A 15403-nucleotide genomic window follows, 5' to 3' on the forward strand; every position below is an offset into this window, starting at 1 on the left:
CTGAGCGCCCTTGGGGAGACCGTTCGGTACAGGCGCCTCGGTGCCCTGTCGGCACACGGCGGCGGTCAGCGAGATGAAGGGGACTTTCCCCGCATCGCACGAGCGGAAAGTCCCCTTCGCCTCAGGCCTTGGGACCCACGGGGCACTTCCGAGGTCGGCAGGTGGCGTCCTTGTCCGGCCAAGGTAGTGAAGGCCTCCTTCACTACCTTGAGGGTAGGCAAGGAGGCCTTCACGGACTTGGCAATGGCCACGTGGCCGGGTCAGCCCTTGCCGGAGCGGCGGTGCACCCGCGGCGACACGGTCCCGTCCGCCAGACGGCGCGCCGTCAGCAGGAAAGCGGTGTGCGCGACCATCCGGTGATCCGGCCGCACCGCGAGGCTCACGACGTGCCAGGGCCGCATCAGCGTTTCCCACGACTCCGGCTCGGTCCAGCACTGCTGGTCCCGCAAGGCTTCGGTGATCCGCGAAAGCTGTGTGACCGTCGCCACATAGACAGTGAGCACGCCGCCGGGCACCAGATGCGCGGCGACCGTCTCCAGCTGATCCCAGGGTGCCAGCATGTCGAGGACGACGCGGTCGACCTCTCCGGTGTGCGTCGACAGGTCCGCGACCGTCAGCGACCAGTTGTCCGGTTTGTGGCCGAAGAACTTCTCCACGTTCCGTTCGGCGTGCTCCGCGTGGTCGTCTCGGATCTCGTAGGACTGCACGGTCCCTTCCGAACCGACCGCCCGCAGCAGCGAACAGGTCAGCGCGCCGGAACCGGCCCCCGCTTCGAGCACCCGCGCGCCCGGGAAGATGTCGCCCCACATCACGATCTGCGCGGCGTCCTTCGGGTAGATCACCTGCGCGCCGCGCGGCATCGACAGCACGTAGTCCGGCAGCAGCGGGCGCAGCGCCAGATAGTGGCTGCCGCCTGCCGACGTGACGACCGAACCCTCCTGCGCCCCGATGACGTCGTCGTGCGCCAACGCGCCGCGATGGGTGTGATATTGCTGTCCCTCGGCGAGCACCATGGTGTAGTGCCGCCCCTTGGAGTCGGTCAGCTGAACCCGGTCACCTACACGAAACGGCCCTCGGACCGACACTGAACCTCCATACCCGCGTACTGATCGACAACCGATCCTCGCAGGTGGCCGTGCCGCGCTACGCCGGGGGTCGGCTCCGGGTCATCGCGGCGCGCAGGTCCTCGCGCCGGAGCACCCCCGCGGGCCTGCCTTCGTCGTCCACGACGAGGAACTGCCAAGCGGCGGTTTCCCGGACGCGCTCGGCGATCTCCTCCCCCGACTCCGAGGAAAGCAGCACGGTGTCGGCGCGGATCGGCTCCGCGGCCATCTCCGCTGGAGCGTGCGGCGAAGTTCCGGCCAGGTGCGCGGCGGCCGTCTCGTCGAGCAGTCCGGCCGCGACACCGTCGGCACGCACCAGGACCACCCCACGGCCCGCCGAAGCCGCCAGCGCGTCCGAGACGGGGCTTTCCGCGGGGAGCTGGAGAACGGGCCGGACGAGCTCGCTCAGAAGCAAACCTTCGGGCCAGCCTCGGCGTGTTTCGGCGGCGAGTTCGCTTCGCGCGCCGAGGATCACGAACCACGCCGTCACGACACAGACACCGAGCCGCAGCCAGCGGTCCTCGCTGCCCGCCGCCAGACCCCACAACGCCCAGACGAGCAGCCCCGCCGCGACGGCGCCGCCACCGACGACCGCCGCGCGGGTGCCCTTCTCCCGGTGACCCGTGGCGGCCCAGACCCCGGCTCGGACCAGGCGGCCGCCGTCGAGCGGGAGTCCGGGCAGGAGATTGAAGAGGCCGACCGCGAAGTTCGCGACGGCGCATTCGGCGATGAGCAGCCATGCCGCGCTCTCCGCCGGGACGGCGAACATGAGCAGCCCGCAGAAACCGCCGAGCAGCAACGAAACGACCGGTCCCGCGGCGGCGACGAGGCCTTCCTGACGCGGCTGGCGGGGCGTCCTCGCGACCTCCGAAAGCCCACCGAGCAGGAAGAGGCGCAACCTCCGGACCGGGATCCCGAGCCGGAGCGCGACCAGGCAGTGCCCGAGTTCGTGCGCGAGTACCGAAAGTCCGAGAAGGACCGCGAACGCGGCCGCCAGCAGCCACGAGGTCAGCGTCGTCGCCCCGGGCAGGAGCCGTCCGACCAGTGGCGTGTAGAGCACCACGATGATCAGGGAGCCGATCCACCACGAAGGGGCGAGCAGCACGGGGATCCCGGAGACGCGGAACAGCAGGAGACCACCCTCCGGTGCCACGCCTCGTCGAGGCGGGCCGTGCTCACCCGTCACCGCCATGTGTCAGAGCGTAGATGCCCAGGTGTGGGGTACCGGTAACCCGCCCCGCCCGTCCGGGTGGTGTCGGTCATGCCGCTCCGGTGCGTTGCGGTCCCGAAACTGTCGGTGCCCGGCGATACCCTCCTCGCATGCCCGACACCGACACGGTCACCGCCGATCCGCCGCCCGGCGCCGAAACCCCGCGCCGTCGGCCGGCCCTGTCCCCGTCGCGTGCCAGCGACTTCAAGCAGTGCCCGCTGCTCTACCGCTTCCGTGCGGTGGACAGACTGCCCGAGACCCCGACGAAGGCCCAGCTGCGCGGCACGCTGGTGCATTCCGTGCTGGAGCGCCTGTTCTCCCTTCCGCAAGCCGATCGCACGCCGCCGCAGGCCAAGGAGCTGCTCGCGCCGGCGTGGGAGGACCTGTCCGCGGAACGTCCGGAGTGGATCGAGCTGTTCGATCAGGAGGACCCCGAGGCCGTCACCTCGTGGCTCTCCTCGGCCGAGCAGCTCGTCGACACCTACTTCGGTCTCGAGGACCCGCGTCGGCTGGAGCCCGAGGCGTGCGAGCTGCACGTCGAGATCGAACTGGGCTCCGGGGTGCTCCTGCGCGGCTACGTCGACAGGCTGGACGTGGCGCCGACGGGCGAGATCCGCGTCGTCGACTACAAGACCGGCGCCGCGCCGCGCGAAATCGGCGAGGCCAAGGCGATGTTCCAGATGAAGTTCTACGCCGTGGTCCTCTGGCGGCTTCGCGGTGTCGTACCGCGCCAGCTGAAACTGATGTACCTCACCGACGGACAGTCCCTCGCGTACACGCCCGACGAGGGCGAGCTGATCCGCTTCGAGCGCACGCTGGAGGCGATCTGGCAGGCGATCCTCAAAGCGGGCAAGACCGGCGATTTCCGGCCCAACCCGAGCAAACTCTGCGCGTGGTGCGACCACCAGGCGCTCTGCCCGCAGTACGGCGGCACTCCCCCGCCGTACCCCGGCTGGCCGGAGCCGGATCCCGGTGAGGAGTCCGTATTGGATCGCGCGGACTAGGGTGCCTTTCGTGACGGAAGCCTTCTACGAACCGACTGGCGAGGGCCTCTTCCTCCCGACCCAGCACACCGCAGGCCCGTGGACCCCGGACGCGCAGCACTTCGGGCCGCCCTCGGCGTTGCTGGTCCGCGCGCTCGAAGGGGTCGAAGCGCCGCACGCGAGCCAGCTGGCGCGGGTGACGATCGAGATCCTCGGGCCCGCCCCGCTGAAGGAACTTTCGGTGCGGGCCTGGGTGGAACGACCGGGCCGGTCGGTCGAGTGGCTGGAAGCCGAACTCTCCCACGGGGAGCGGGTCGTCGGCCGCGCCTCGGCCTGGCGCATCGCGACGTCGGACACCACCGCGGTGGCGACGGCGGAAGGGCCCGCGCTGCCGCCGCCGGACGGCCTCCCGACGTCGAGCTGGCCCGAAGGCTGGCACGGCGGGTACCTCGACGCCGTCGAGTGGCGGCGGGTCAAGGGCGCGCTGGACGAACCCGGGCCGGCGACGGTCTGGGGCCGTCAGCGCGTCGCCCTCGTGGACGGGGAGAAGCCGAGCCCGTTGCAGCGGCTGTTCGTCCTGGCGGACTCCGGCAACGGGATTTCGAACTTTCTCGACCCGCGCGAGTGGTGGTTCATCAACTCCGAGCTGACCGTGCACCTCCGCCGCCCGCCGCTGGGCGACTGGATCGGCGTCGACGCGACCACCCTGGTCGGCCCGAACGGCATCGGAACGGCGACCACCACACTGCACGACGGCTCCGGCTCGATCGCCACCGGAGCGCAGGCTCTCCTGGTGCGACCGCGACAGGCGGGCTGAAACACGCGCTTTCTCGGCGTGTTTCCAATAGCCTTCCCGGAACAACAGACGCAGGGAGCGCTTCGGCATGCAGATCACCTCGGTGGTCAACCAGAAAGGCGGGGTCGGCAAGACCTCACTCAGCGTGGGCGCGGCGGCCGCACTGGCCGAACGCGGTCGCCGGGTGCTGCTGATCGACCTCGACCCACAGGGCCACGCGACGACCGAACTACTCGGGCTGGACGAAGTGGCCCCCGATATGCCCAGCCTGGCAAAAGCCCTGACCAAGGTGTGGAAGGGGCCGATCGAGGAACTGGCCGTGCGGCATCCGCGCAGCAACCTCGGGCGGGGTGGCGCGTTCGACGTCATCCCGACGTCGCCGGGAATGTTCGACCTGATCCGGCGGCTGGACCAGTTCCGTGTCCCCGGCTGGCAGCTGGCCAGAGTGATCCAGTTCGCCAACTACGACCACATCATCATCGACTGCCCGCCCGCACTCGACGTGCTGACCAACAACGCGCTGGCCGCTTCGCACGGGATCCTCGTGCCGGTGCAGCCGGACCGGACGAGCATCCGGGCGCTGCGCCTGCTTTCGGACCAGGTGCGCTACGTCGAACAGACCGTCGGCCGTCCGCCGATCGCCTACTACGGTCTCGTTCCGGGGCTGTACCGCCGCCCGGTCTCGCATTACGCGGCGGCGGCGTTGCAGGAGCTGTACTCGTTCGGGATCCCGATGTTGTCGCACGTCCCGCTCGGCGTGGTGATGAACGAGGCGGCCGCGCACGGTGTGCCGGTGACGACGTACGCCCCGGAGACGCTGCAAGCACTGTCGTTCCGGGAGATCGCGGAAACGCTGGACGGGTACGCGAGGAACCATCCGGCCCCGGCGATCGTGCCGGCGGACGAGGAGTTCGTCTTCGAGGACTTCATCACCGAGGTCTCGGTGACCCGCAGCGCCAACGACAACGGCGCCCGGAAGCGGCTCTACGACCTCATGCCCAAGAAACCGAACCGGCCCCGGTAGCCAACGCCATGAAAGGTCCTTTCCTTGCAAATTTCGCAAGGAAAGGACCTTTCATGGCGTCTGGAGCGGGGTCAGAGGCGGCAGGCCCGGATGTCCGAGGCCAGGACAGCCTTGGCGCCGGTCTCGGCGAGCTCGTCCATGATCCGGTTGACCTCCTTGCGCGGCACCATCGCCCGCACGGCCACCCAGTCGTCGTCCGCCAGCGGCGCGACGGTCGGTGACTCGAGACCCGGCGTGATCGCGATGGCCGCTTCGAGCAGCGAACGCGGGCAGTCGTAGTCCAGCATCATGTAGTGCTGGGCGAACACGACGCCCTGAAGCCGCGCCTTCAGCTGGTCCTTGGGCCGGGTGTGCTCGGTGCCCGCGCGCTGGAGCAGCACGGCCTCCGAGACACAGATCGGATCCCCGAAGGCCACGAGGTTGTGCTGGCGCAGCGACCGTCCGGACTCGACGACGTCGGCGATGGCGTCGGCCACGCCGAGCTGGATCGAGATCTCGACGGCGCCGTCGAGGCGGATGACCTCGGCCTCCACCCCGTGCTGCTTGAGGTTCTCCCGCACGAGCCGCGGATACGAGGTCGCGAGCCGCTTGCCCTGCAGATCCTCGATCTTCCAGTCCCGGCCCGCGGGCGCGGCGTACCGGAAGGTGGACCCGCCGAAGCCGAGGCCGAGGATCTCCTCCACCGGCGCGCCTGAGTCGAGCGCGAGGTCGCGGCCGGTGATGCCGAGGTCCAGCTCACCGGACCCGACGTAGATCGCGATGTCCTTGGGGCGCAAGAAGAAGAACTCGACCTCGTTGACCGTGTCCAGCACGGTCAGATCGCGGGCCTCATGTCGCTTGCGGTAGCCGGCCTCTCCGAGCATCTCCGACGCGGCGGCGGCGAGGGCTCCCTTGTTCGGCACGGCGACACGCAGCATTGCTTCTCCTTGGTTCTCCGGACGCGGACGCGTCACAGGTACCGGTACACGTCCTCTTTCGACAGGCCACGGCCGATCATGAGCACCTGCAACCGGTACAGCAGCTGTGAAATCTCCTCCGCGAGCCTGTCGTCGGATTCGTGCTCGGCGGCGATCCACACCTCGCCCGCCTCTTCGAGCACCTTCTTGCCCTGTGCGTGCACTCCCGCGTCCAGCGCGGCGACGGTGCCGGAACCGTCGGGGCGCGTACGGGCGCGCTCGGCAAGCTCGGCGAACAGCTCATCGAAGGTCTTCACAGTCTGGAGATCCTTCCATCCGCGCTCGCGTCCCGCTGCCCCGGGCCGGTGTGTTGCCGCTCGCGTCACACCTCAGAACAGCGCCACCCCGCCCCGCTCGAAGTCGAGCAGGTGCCGCTTCCGTTCGACACCACCGCCGTAACCGGTCAGATCACCGTTGGAGCCGATCACCCGATGGCACGGCACGATGATGCTGATCGGGTTCTTCCCGTTCGCGAGCCCGACGGCGCGCGACGCGGTGGGCCTGCCGAGCCGGTCGGCGAGTTCGCCGTAGGAGACCGTCTCGCCATACGGGATCCCGAGCAGGCCTGCCCAGACCATCCGCTGGAAGTCGGTGCCGCCGAAGCTCAGCGAGAGATCGAAGTCCTGCCGCTGACCGGCGAAGTACTCCTTCAGCTGCTTCTCGGTCTCCACGAAGATCGGCGCGCCCGGATCCGGGTGACCGAAGGTCTCCTCGACCGGCCGGTGCCGCTGCTGGACCATGTACAGACCGCAGAGGCTTTCGCCGTCCGCGACCAGGGTCAGCCGGTCGTACGGGCTGTCGATGACGGTGTGCGTGCGCATGGCGCTCCTCGGGACTCAGGCGGCGGGCAGCCGGTTGATCGGGTGATCACCGGTCGCCCAAAGGTGCTGGACGGCGTAGGCGCGCCACGGGCGCCAGCGCTCGGCATGCGCGGCGAAGGCCGCCGGGGTGAGCCCGAGCCCTTTCGCCGCGACTTTGACGCCGAGGTCGGTCGGCAGGAAGGCGTCCGGGTCGCCGAGCGAGCGCATCGCGATGCTCTCGACGGTCCACGGGCCGAAACCGGGTAACGCGTGCAGCCGCTCCCGGGCCCGCTGCCAGTCACTGCCCGCGCCGAGGTCCAGTTCGCCGTCGTTCAGTTCGGCGACGAGACCCAGCAGGGTCCGTTTGCGGCTCTGCGGCATCGCGAGGCTTTCCGGGTCGATCTCCGCGAGCGCGGCGGCGTCCGGGAAGACGTGGGTGAGACCGCCCTCCGGGTCGTCGACGGGCTCGCCGTGCGCGAGGACCAGGCGGGCGGCGTGGGTCCGGGCGGCGGCGGTGGACACCTGCTGTCCCAGGACGGCGCGGACGGCGAACTCCTCGCCGTCGACCGTCCTCGGCACCCGCCTGCCCGGTGCGGCGGTCACGAGCGGCCCGAGCAGGCGGTCCGCGGCCAGGGCGTCGTCGACCGCGACCGGGTCGGCGTCGAGGTCGAGCAGGCGCCGACAGCGGCTGATCGCGGTGGAGAGGTCCCGTAGGTCCGAGAGGGTGAGCCGGCAGCCGATGTGGCCGTCTTCGGGTTTGAGCGCGACGACGGCCGGGCCGTGCGGCAACCGCAGCGTCCGGCGGTACGCGCCGTCGTGCCACTCCTCGACGCCCGGGACGCCGGTCGCGACCAGATGGCCGAAGAGGTTGTCCGGGAACAGCGGCTTGCGATATGGCAAGCGCAGGTTCAGCGTCCCGGGCGCTGTCGCCGGCGCGGTGCGGACGCGGGCACGCAGTTCGGTCGGGGACAACGCGAAGACCTCGCGCACGGTGTCGTTGAAGGTCCGGACGCTGCCGAACCCCGCGGCGAGGGCGACGTCGATCATCGACAGGCCGGTGGTCTCGATCAGCAGCCGGGCCGTCTGCGCGCGCTGCGCGCGGGCGAGACTGAGCGGGCCCGCGCCGAGTTCGGCGCGCACGTGCCGCTCCACCTGCCGGACGCTGTAGCCAAGCCGGGCGGCCAGCCCGCTCACGCCGTCGGTGTCGACGACGCCGTCGGCGATCAGCCGCATCGCCCTGGCCACGACGTCCGCGCGCTCGTTCCACTGCGGCGAACCGGGACTCGCGTCCGGACGGCACCGCTTGCAGGCACGGAAGCCAGCCTCCTGAGCGGCCGCCGCGCTCGGGTAGAACGACATGTTCTCCGGTTTGGGCGGGACGACGGGGCAGCTCGCCCGGCAGTAGATCCGCGTCGTCAGGACGGCGGTGAAGAACCAGCCGTCGAACCGGGCGTCCTTCGCCTGGACCGCCCTGACGCAGCGCTCGAAATCCTCATGCACCCGGCAAGCATCACCGACTCCGACACCCAGGTCTAGCGGAAATGCGACATGGCTGTCAGGGCAGCAACGCGGTCAGCGTGGGCACGTCGAGCCCGACCAGCGACGAACGGAACACGCGCCGCTCTCCCGGTTCGACGTCGACGTCGTTCGGGATCACCACGACCGTGCAGCCCGCCGCCGCCGCGGAAGCCGCGCCCGGCGGGGAATCCTCGATCGCGACGCACCGGGAAGCCTGGACCCCCAGCAACTCCGTCGCCAGCCGGTACGGCCTGGCGTCCGGCTTGTTCAGACCATCGACCTCGTCGCCGCAGACGGTGGCGGCGAAGTACTCGCGGCCGATGGTGTTGAGCGCGAGTTCGGTCAGCGACCGTTCGGTGGAGGTGACCAGTGCCATCGGGACACCCTTGGCGCGCAACAGTTCAAGCAGCTCCTGCGCGCCGGGACGCCACGGGAGCGGGCCGTCGAAGAGGTTGGCCGTCCGCTTGCGGATCCACTCCCCCATCTCCGCGATCGACTCGGGGGTGACGGGTTTGCCGCACACTTCCAGCAGGAACGCGGCCGTGTCGTCCATATTGGATCCGACGAGACTCAGGCGCTGCTCCTCGGTCAGCGTGCCGCCGAGGGTTTCGACGGCCTCGTAGAGGGCGACGTCCCACAACTTCTCCGAGTCGACCAGCGTGCCGTCCATATCCCACAGCACGGCGGCGAGTCCGTCCAGTGTGGACGGTTCGGTCACGGCTCCCCCTCGAGATCAGGTCTTGCGCGATTCGGCGTTCCGTACCCCACGGTAGCCGAGAGGGGATCACGCCGACGTCGAGGCGTCTTGCCCTGAATGTCGCGTTACGGCGCGTCTGCGTGGTTCGCCCTCAGCGAAGACGATCGGACATGCTCAACGGTGAACACCCGCCTGGTCGTAGGCTGGTCCGGTGAGTGAGCCCGTCGACGAGACCCAGCGGCCCGGCCGCGACCACCCGGATGACACCAAGCCGATCTTGATCGTCGCCTTCGAAGGATGGAACGACGCAGGTGACGCGGCCAGCCGGGCGGTCGAGCATCTTCAGCTCAACTGGGATGCGACACCGCTGAGCGAGCTGAGTCCGGACGAGTACTACGACTTCCAGGTGAGCAGACCGACCGTACGCATGGTCGACGGCGTCACCCGAAGGGTCGACTGGCCGACCACGCGGCTCTCGGTGTGCCGCCCCGAGGGCCTCAGCCGCGACATCGTGCTGGTCCAGGGACCCGAGCCGAACATGCGCTGGCGCGCCTTCTGCGCCGAACTGCTGGAGCACATCCAACAACTGGACGTGGCCACCGTCGTCACCCTCGGCGCGCTGCTGGCCGACACCGCGCACACCCGGCCCGTACCGGTCACCGGGACGGCGTACGACAAGGACACCGCTTCGCAGTTCGGCCTGGAACTGAACAACTACCAGGGGCCGACAGGGATCGTCGGGGTCCTTCAGGACTACTGCGTGCAGGCTGGTGTCCCGGCGGTGTCGATCTGGGCGGCCGTGCCGCACTACGTCTCGCATCCGCCGTCGCCCAAGGCCACGCTGGCGCTCCTGCACAAGCTCGAAGACGTCCTCGACGTCGAGATCCCGCTCGGCGCTCTCCCGGAGCAGGCCGAGGAGTGGCAGCGGACGGTCACCGAGATGGCCGAAGAGGACGAGGAGATCAGCGAGTACGTGCGCGGGCTCGAGGAGCGCGGCGACGCGGAGACCGAGTTCACGCTGGACGACGTGAGCGGGGACAAGATCGCGGCCGAGTTCGAGCGGTACCTGCGGCGGCGTCGTCCGGGCCAGGACGGTCCCGGGCGCGGCTGAGAACGGCTCTCAAGCGCTATGAACGGCTCGTTCCTTGCAAATTTTGCAAGGAACGAGCCGTTCATAGCGTTCGGCGACCGACCTCAGAAGATGCGCCGCAGTGGGATCGGCCCCCTCGCCCGCTTCCGCCACTCACGCGGATAGCCGAGCGAGACCTCTTCGAACCGCACGCCGTCCGCCTCGGTGGAACGCGGGATGTGCAGGTGCCCGTAGACGGCGACCTCCGCCCGGAACCGCTGATGCCAGTCCTCGGTCTCGGTCGTCCCGCACCACAGCGCGAACTCCGGGAAGTACAGCGGCGCGGTCGGGTGGCGGTGCAGCGGCCAGTGCGACATCAGGATCGTCCCGTGGTCTTCCGGGATCGCCTCCAGCCGCTCGGTGCTGATCTTCACCCGGTCGGCGCACCACGCCTGCCTGCTCGGGTACGGATCGGGATGCAGGAAGAACTCGTCCGTGCACAGAACGCCCGCCTCACGCGCCTGGTCGACGGCCGCGAGCAGCGGCAGCCCCTCGGCCGACGGGGTCCGCCAGCTGTAGTCGTAGAGCACGAACAGCGGGGCGATCGTCAGCGGCTTCTCCTGGTGTTCCCACACCGGATACGGATCCTCCGGGGTGAGCACGTCGATTTCCCGGCAGCGCTCGACCAGGTGCTCGTAGCGCGCCTGGCCACGCAGCTGGCATTCATCCTTCTGGGTGGTCCACAGCTCGTGGTTGCCGGGGACCCAGACGACCTTCGCGAAGCGTTCACGCAAGGTCTTGAGCACCCCGATCACGGACTCGGCGCGTTCGGCGACGTCACCGGCCACGAGCAGCCAGTCGTCGGGGGTCCGGGGAACGACCTCGTCGACGAGCGGGGCATTGCCCTCATGAGTGACGTGGAGGTCGCTGGTGGCGAAGAGATGCGGCACTCCTCCACCGTAGCTTCACTCGGACCGGCGAACCGCCAAAACCGCATCCCGGCGTAACCCGCCCGTCGCCGACACCCCCAGCACGACCAACGCCGAAACGATGTGGAGACCGGCTTGGACGTTCAACAGGACCCCGCTGCCCAGCGCGTCCACCAGCCCGCCGGCCAGCAGCGCGCCCAGGGCGGTGAACCCGGCGGTCCCGGCGAACACGGTGCTCAGGACGCGGCCGGATCGCTCGGGCGACGCGGTCGTCTGGACCAGCGAGAGCAAACCGGACCCGGCCAGCACCCCGGGGGCGCCGACCAGCCCGAACAGTCCGATGAAGACGCCCAGCGGCAGCGACACGGTGAGCGCGGGCAGGTTCCAGATCACCGCCGACAGCAGGCCGAGCGCGAGCCCGCCCCAGCCGAGCAGGGCGGTGGGCGCGGCCTTGCGGGCGACGGTGGCGACGGCGAAACCCGCGGCCAGCCCGCCGAGCGCCTGCACCCCGCGCAGCAGGCCGACGTCACCTTCGGTGCCCTTGAGGATGTCGAGCACGAAGACCACGAACAGCACGAGGAACATCCCCTGCGCCAGCGAGGTCAGCACCACGACGACACCGGCGAGGCGAAGACGTCCTTCGCGGCCGATCTCGCGGAGCCCGTCGAGCCAGGCTCGCAGCACCGGCTCGTGCGGACCCGCCTCGATCGGCGCGGCGGTCCGCCGGAAGGGGCGCGACAGCAGGATCGAACCCACGATCAGCACGCCGAGATACGCCACCACGACCCAGCCGAGGCCGCCGAAACCGAGCAGGAGACCACCTGCCCAGCCTCCGGCGAGACGCGCGACGCTGCCGTTGATGCTCATGAGACCGTTGGCGCCGATCAGCTCGTCCGGGGCGATCAGCTCCGGCACGAGCGCGTTGCGAGCGGGCTCGAACAACGAGGCCAGCCCCGCCTGCGCGGCCATCACCCCGTAGATCACGTACACCGGGCCGCCGGACGCGACGAACAGCAGCGGCAGCGCCACGAACGCCTGGCCCGCGCACACCACGCACAGCACCAGCCGCCGGTTCCAGCGGTCCGCGATCACGCCGGCGACCGGGCTGAGCAGCACCGCGGGCAGCAGGCCGAGGACGATGCTCATCGCCGTGGTGGCGGCCGAACCGGTCGCCTTGAAGACGAACACCGGCAGCGCGATCTGCAGCATCCACTCGGCGGTCTCGGAGAAGAACGCGGCGATCCACAGCCGCGCGAAAGCGGGTTCTCTCAACGGTCTCATGTGCTCGGTTTCCCCTCGGCGTCGATGCGCGGGAACGCCCGCAGTCCCAAGTGGACCGGCAGGGCTCCCTCAGGGACGTCTTCACGGATCGCGCTGACGTAAGGCCGCACGAGCGCGTCGATCCGGCGGGCCAGCTCGTCCAGCTCGGCCGCGGTCACCCGTAGCGAGTAGTTGTTGATCCCGGAGGCGTCGCGCCACTCCTTGTCGAGCCGGTCGGCGGCGTCGAGGTAGCGCTCAGTCAGCTCCTTCTCCCGCGCCAGGGTGGTGCCCACGACCGCAAGCTGCGCCCCGTGCAGCTCCGGGTCGTCGCCGAACTCGATGCCGACCTGACACGCGCGCCAAGGCCGCTCCCGCCCGTCCTCCCCCTCTGCCCGCTCCACGAGACCGTGCCGGGCCAGCTGCCGCAGGTGCCAGCTGCAATTCGAGGCTGTCGAGCCGACCGCGGCCGCGCACTCGCTCGCGGTGCGCGGGCCGACCGCCATCAGGTGGTCCACCAGCGCCGACCGCAGCGGATGCGCCAGCGCCCGCATCAGCTCGACGTCCTCGATCCGCTTGCGCGGCGGTAACCCGGCCATCGCCCGATCCAATCTGAAAGAAGTCTTTCGAAAGTTCCCTTTCAGATTCGCAGGCGGCCTCGAAAGTGTCAAGACGCCGCCCATATCCTTGCCAGGACAGTTGCTGCGCGTCACAGTAACTGCACAACTCAACTACTGCCGAAGGAATGCACGTGCCTGACCAGCGAGAACTCGCCACCGCGGCCGCACTGGAGATCCCCCGGTTCGTCAGCGCGACCGTCCTGTTCCAGACGGCCATGGCGGAGCGGCTCGGGATCAGCCCCACCGAGCTGCACGGACTCCAGCTGGTCATCAGCGGTGCCGCGACGTCGCCGACCCAGCTCGCACGCGCCCTCGGCATGACCACCGGCGCGGTGACGCGCATGCTCGACCGCATGGAGGAACGGCGCCTGGTCGAACGCGCCCCCGATCCCGCCGACCGCCGTCGCCTCGTGGTCCGCCCGCTCCCCGACCGGCTGGACGACGTCGCCGACCTCTACTCCCCCGTGGCCCGATTCTTCGGCGACCGGCTCGCCAAGCTCGACCGGCGTCAGCTCGCCGCGCTCCTCGGCGTTCTGACCGACGGACGCGTCTTCGCCGAACAAGAGGCCGTCCGACTGCGGTCCGGGCCCCGGAAAGAGGGGGTTGACTAACGCTACACAGGTTGCGTTAGACTGCTCGCATCATGGACAACTGACATCACACCTTCCCCGTTCCGAGGCGGCCCCGGTCGAGCACTGCTCCCGTGAGCCACGACGCCCGGCGGAGATCCCTCATGTCCGAAGAAACGCGGTGATGTCGTATGTCTCTTTCCCTGATCGCCAAAGACCTCGTCCACTCCTACGGCGCCCGCGTCGTGCTCGACGGCGTGAACCTGACGGCTTCGGCGGGCCAACGACTCGGCCTGGTCGGCGAGAACGGCGTCGGCAAATCCACGCTTCTGCGGTTGCTGGCCGGGGTCGAGGAGCCGCACGGTGGCGAGGTCCTGCGGGGTGACGACCTCGGATTCCTCTTGCAGGAACTGCCTTTCCCCCTGACGGCGCGGTTCTCCGAGGTCATCGACGACGCGCTCGCCGAGATACGGCGAGCGTCGGCGAGACTCGACGAGCTGACCGAAGCGCTCGCGGAGCGCCCGGACGACGCGGCGGTGCTCGACGAGTACGGCAGCGTCCTCGAATGGGCCCAGGCGCACGATCTCTGGGACGCCGACCGGCGAGCGGAGGTCGTGTGCGCGGGTCTGGGGCTCGCCGGGATCGATCCGGGGCGCGAACTGGGCACGCTGTCGGGTGGTCAGCGGTCACGGCTCGGCCTCGCGGCGCTGCTGATCCGGCGGCCGGGCACGCTCGTCCTGGACGAGCCGACGAACCACCTCGACGACGCCGCGATGGAGTTCCTGGAACAGCATCTCGCGTCGCTGACCGGTGTCCTCGTGCTGTCGTCACACGATCGCGTGTTCCTCGACGCGGTGTGCACCGACATCGTCGACCTGGACCCGGCGCTGGGCGGTCCGACCCGCTACGGCGGCACGTATTCGGACTACCTGGACCAGAAACGGGCCGAACGGGCGCGTTGGGAACAACGCTTCGCCGAGGAGCAGGACGAGCTGAAGGAACTGCGCGAATCGGTGGCCGTCACCGCGCGCGCCGTCGCGCACAACCGGCCGCAGCGCGACAACGCCAAGATGCTCTACGACTTCAAGACCGGGAGGGTGCAGAAGCAGATCTCACGCCGGGTCCGCAACGCGCAACTGCGGCTGGACGAACTGGAACGCGACCAGGTGCGGAAACCACCAGCGCCCCTGCGGTTCCAGGGCGACCTGACCGGCGAACCCGGGGAGGGCAAGACTGCGATCTCGGTACGGGACATCGAGATCGCCGGGCGGCTGCGGCTGGCGACGCTCGACATCACGACGACGTCGAGGCTCCTGATCACCGGCGGCAACGGCGCCGGGAAGTCGACGCTGCTGTCGGTCCTCGCCGGCTCGCTGGAGCCGGATTCCGGGACCGTCCTTTCCGGACGCGGGGTGCGGATCGGCATGCTGGACCAGGATGTCGCGTTCGCCGAGCCGGACAAGACCGCGCAGCGGACCTACGCCGAGGCCCTCGGCGAGAACGCTCCCCCGTTGCGCGGGCTGGGACTACTGGCCCCGCGTGATCTCGGGACCCGGGTGGGCGCGCTGTCGGTCGGGCAGCGGCGGCGGCTCGCGCTCGCGTTGCTGATCGCCGACCCGCCGGAGGTGCTCCTGCTGGACGAGCCGACGAACCACATCTCGCTCACCTTGGCCGAGGAGTTGTTCACGGCGCTCGATTCCGCGCCGGGCGCCGTCGTCATCGCTTCTCACGATCGATGGCTGCGGCGGGACTGGTCGGGTGACCACCTCCGGCTGGAAGCCGGTCGCGTCGCCGTGTAGGTCGTTATACGGGTGTCATGAGGGGTCCCCATAGGACGAAAAGAGAAATCATGGGACCCCACCAAACAAAAAA

General features: G+C 69.7%; 16 protein-coding genes. 6 read left to right on the forward strand and 10 right to left on the reverse strand.

Annotation, left to right across the window (positions count from 1 at the left end):
* Positions 1–260: 260 nt before the first annotated feature.
* Together ACFWMR_RS06135 and ACFWMR_RS06140 are read right to left on the reverse strand one after the other, a co-directional pair.
* On the reverse strand, positions 261–1085 hold the full coding sequence (locus ACFWMR_RS06135; RefSeq protein WP_007035384.1) for a tRNA (adenine-N1)-methyltransferase: 825 nt from the start codon (positions 1083–1085) through the stop codon (positions 261–263).
* 58 nt (positions 1086–1143) lie between these two features.
* Complete coding sequence (locus ACFWMR_RS06140; RefSeq protein WP_378377393.1) at positions 1144–2295, reverse strand: M50 family metallopeptidase; 1152 nt, start codon at positions 2293–2295, stop codon at positions 1144–1146.
* A 128-nt stretch (positions 2296–2423) separates the two neighbouring features.
* Here ACFWMR_RS06140 and ACFWMR_RS06145 point away from each other — a divergent pair, with 128 nt between their 5' ends.
* The 3 genes from ACFWMR_RS06145 to ACFWMR_RS06155 all read left to right on the forward strand — a co-directional run bounded on the left by ACFWMR_RS06145 (position 2424) and on the right by ACFWMR_RS06155 (position 5116).
* Complete coding sequence (locus tag ACFWMR_RS06145; protein WP_093934035.1) at positions 2424–3317, forward strand: RecB family exonuclease; 894 nt, start codon at positions 2424–2426, stop codon at positions 3315–3317.
* 10 nt (positions 3318–3327) lie between these two features.
* The gene (locus ACFWMR_RS06150; protein ID WP_378377395.1) at positions 3328–4113 is read left to right on the forward strand and encodes a thioesterase family protein; all 786 of its coding nucleotides are present in this window, start codon (positions 3328–3330) and stop codon (positions 4111–4113) included.
* Positions 4114–4180: 67 nt separating this feature from the next.
* The gene (locus ACFWMR_RS06155; RefSeq protein WP_093934037.1) at positions 4181–5116 is read left to right on the forward strand and encodes a ParA family protein; all 936 of its coding nucleotides are present in this window, start codon (positions 4181–4183) and stop codon (positions 5114–5116) included.
* Positions 5117–5187: 71 nt separating this feature from the next.
* On the opposite strand, the gene hisG is transcribed toward ACFWMR_RS06155, so the two are convergent.
* From hisG to ACFWMR_RS06180, 5 genes are all read right to left on the reverse strand, one after another.
* Positions 5188–6033 (reverse strand): ATP phosphoribosyltransferase, encoded by an 846-nt coding sequence (hisG, locus tag ACFWMR_RS06160; protein ID WP_378277947.1) that lies wholly within the window; start codon positions 6031–6033, stop codon positions 5188–5190.
* 32 nt (positions 6034–6065) lie between these two features.
* Positions 6066–6329: a phosphoribosyl-ATP diphosphatase gene (locus ACFWMR_RS06165; protein ID WP_020635144.1), complete on the reverse strand. Its 264-nt coding sequence runs from the start codon at positions 6327–6329 to the stop codon at positions 6066–6068.
* Between the two features lie 72 nt (positions 6330–6401).
* Positions 6402–6893, reverse strand: coding sequence for a methylated-DNA--[protein]-cysteine S-methyltransferase (locus ACFWMR_RS06170; RefSeq protein ID WP_378377397.1), 492 nt, complete (start codon positions 6891–6893; stop codon positions 6402–6404).
* Positions 6894–6908: 15 nt separating this feature from the next.
* Entirely contained in the window at positions 6909–8372 is a 1464-nt protein-coding gene (locus ACFWMR_RS06175; protein ID WP_378377399.1) for a DNA-3-methyladenine glycosylase 2 family protein, read from the reverse strand.
* Between the two features lie 55 nt (positions 8373–8427).
* Complete coding sequence (locus ACFWMR_RS06180; RefSeq protein ID WP_378377401.1) at positions 8428–9108, reverse strand: HAD family hydrolase; 681 nt, start codon at positions 9106–9108, stop codon at positions 8428–8430.
* A 190-nt stretch (positions 9109–9298) separates the two neighbouring features.
* Here ACFWMR_RS06180 and ACFWMR_RS06185 point away from each other — a divergent pair, with 190 nt between their 5' ends.
* On the forward strand, positions 9299–10198 hold the full coding sequence (locus tag ACFWMR_RS06185) for a PAC2 family protein (RefSeq protein ID WP_093934042.1): 900 nt from the start codon (positions 9299–9301) through the stop codon (positions 10196–10198).
* Between the two features lie 83 nt (positions 10199–10281).
* Here ACFWMR_RS06185 and ACFWMR_RS06190 read toward each other — a convergent pair whose 3' ends face one another.
* From ACFWMR_RS06190 to ACFWMR_RS06200, 3 genes are read right to left on the reverse strand one after another with little or no spacing between them, the layout of a single operon-like run.
* Positions 10282–11106, reverse strand: a complete 825-nt coding sequence (locus ACFWMR_RS06190; RefSeq protein WP_093934043.1) for a metallophosphoesterase family protein — start codon at positions 11104–11106, stop codon at positions 10282–10284.
* Between the two features lie 15 nt (positions 11107–11121).
* Positions 11122–12366 (reverse strand): MFS transporter, encoded by a 1245-nt coding sequence (locus ACFWMR_RS06195; RefSeq protein ID WP_378377403.1) that lies wholly within the window; start codon positions 12364–12366, stop codon positions 11122–11124.
* Positions 12363–12941, reverse strand: coding sequence for an ArsR/SmtB family transcription factor (locus ACFWMR_RS06200; protein ID WP_378377405.1), 579 nt, complete (start codon positions 12939–12941; stop codon positions 12363–12365). Before ACFWMR_RS06200 ends, ACFWMR_RS06195 begins: the two co-directional genes overlap by 4 nt.
* A gap of 152 nt (positions 12942–13093) precedes the next feature.
* Here ACFWMR_RS06200 and ACFWMR_RS06205 point away from each other — a divergent pair, with 152 nt between their 5' ends.
* Positions 13094–13573 carry a MarR family winged helix-turn-helix transcriptional regulator gene (locus ACFWMR_RS06205; RefSeq protein WP_378377407.1) on the forward strand — a complete coding sequence of 160 codons (480 nt, stop codon included), beginning with the start codon at positions 13094–13096 and terminating at the stop codon, positions 13571–13573.
* A gap of 149 nt (positions 13574–13722) precedes the next feature.
* Positions 13723–15330, forward strand: coding sequence for an ABC-F family ATP-binding cassette domain-containing protein (locus ACFWMR_RS06210; protein ID WP_378377409.1), 1608 nt, complete (start codon positions 13723–13725; stop codon positions 15328–15330).
* Positions 15331–15403 lie beyond the last annotated feature (73 nt).

This window comes from Amycolatopsis thailandensis, from assembly GCF_042723255.1.
Classification (GTDB): domain Bacteria; phylum Actinomycetota; class Actinomycetes; order Mycobacteriales; family Pseudonocardiaceae; genus Amycolatopsis; species Amycolatopsis thailandensis.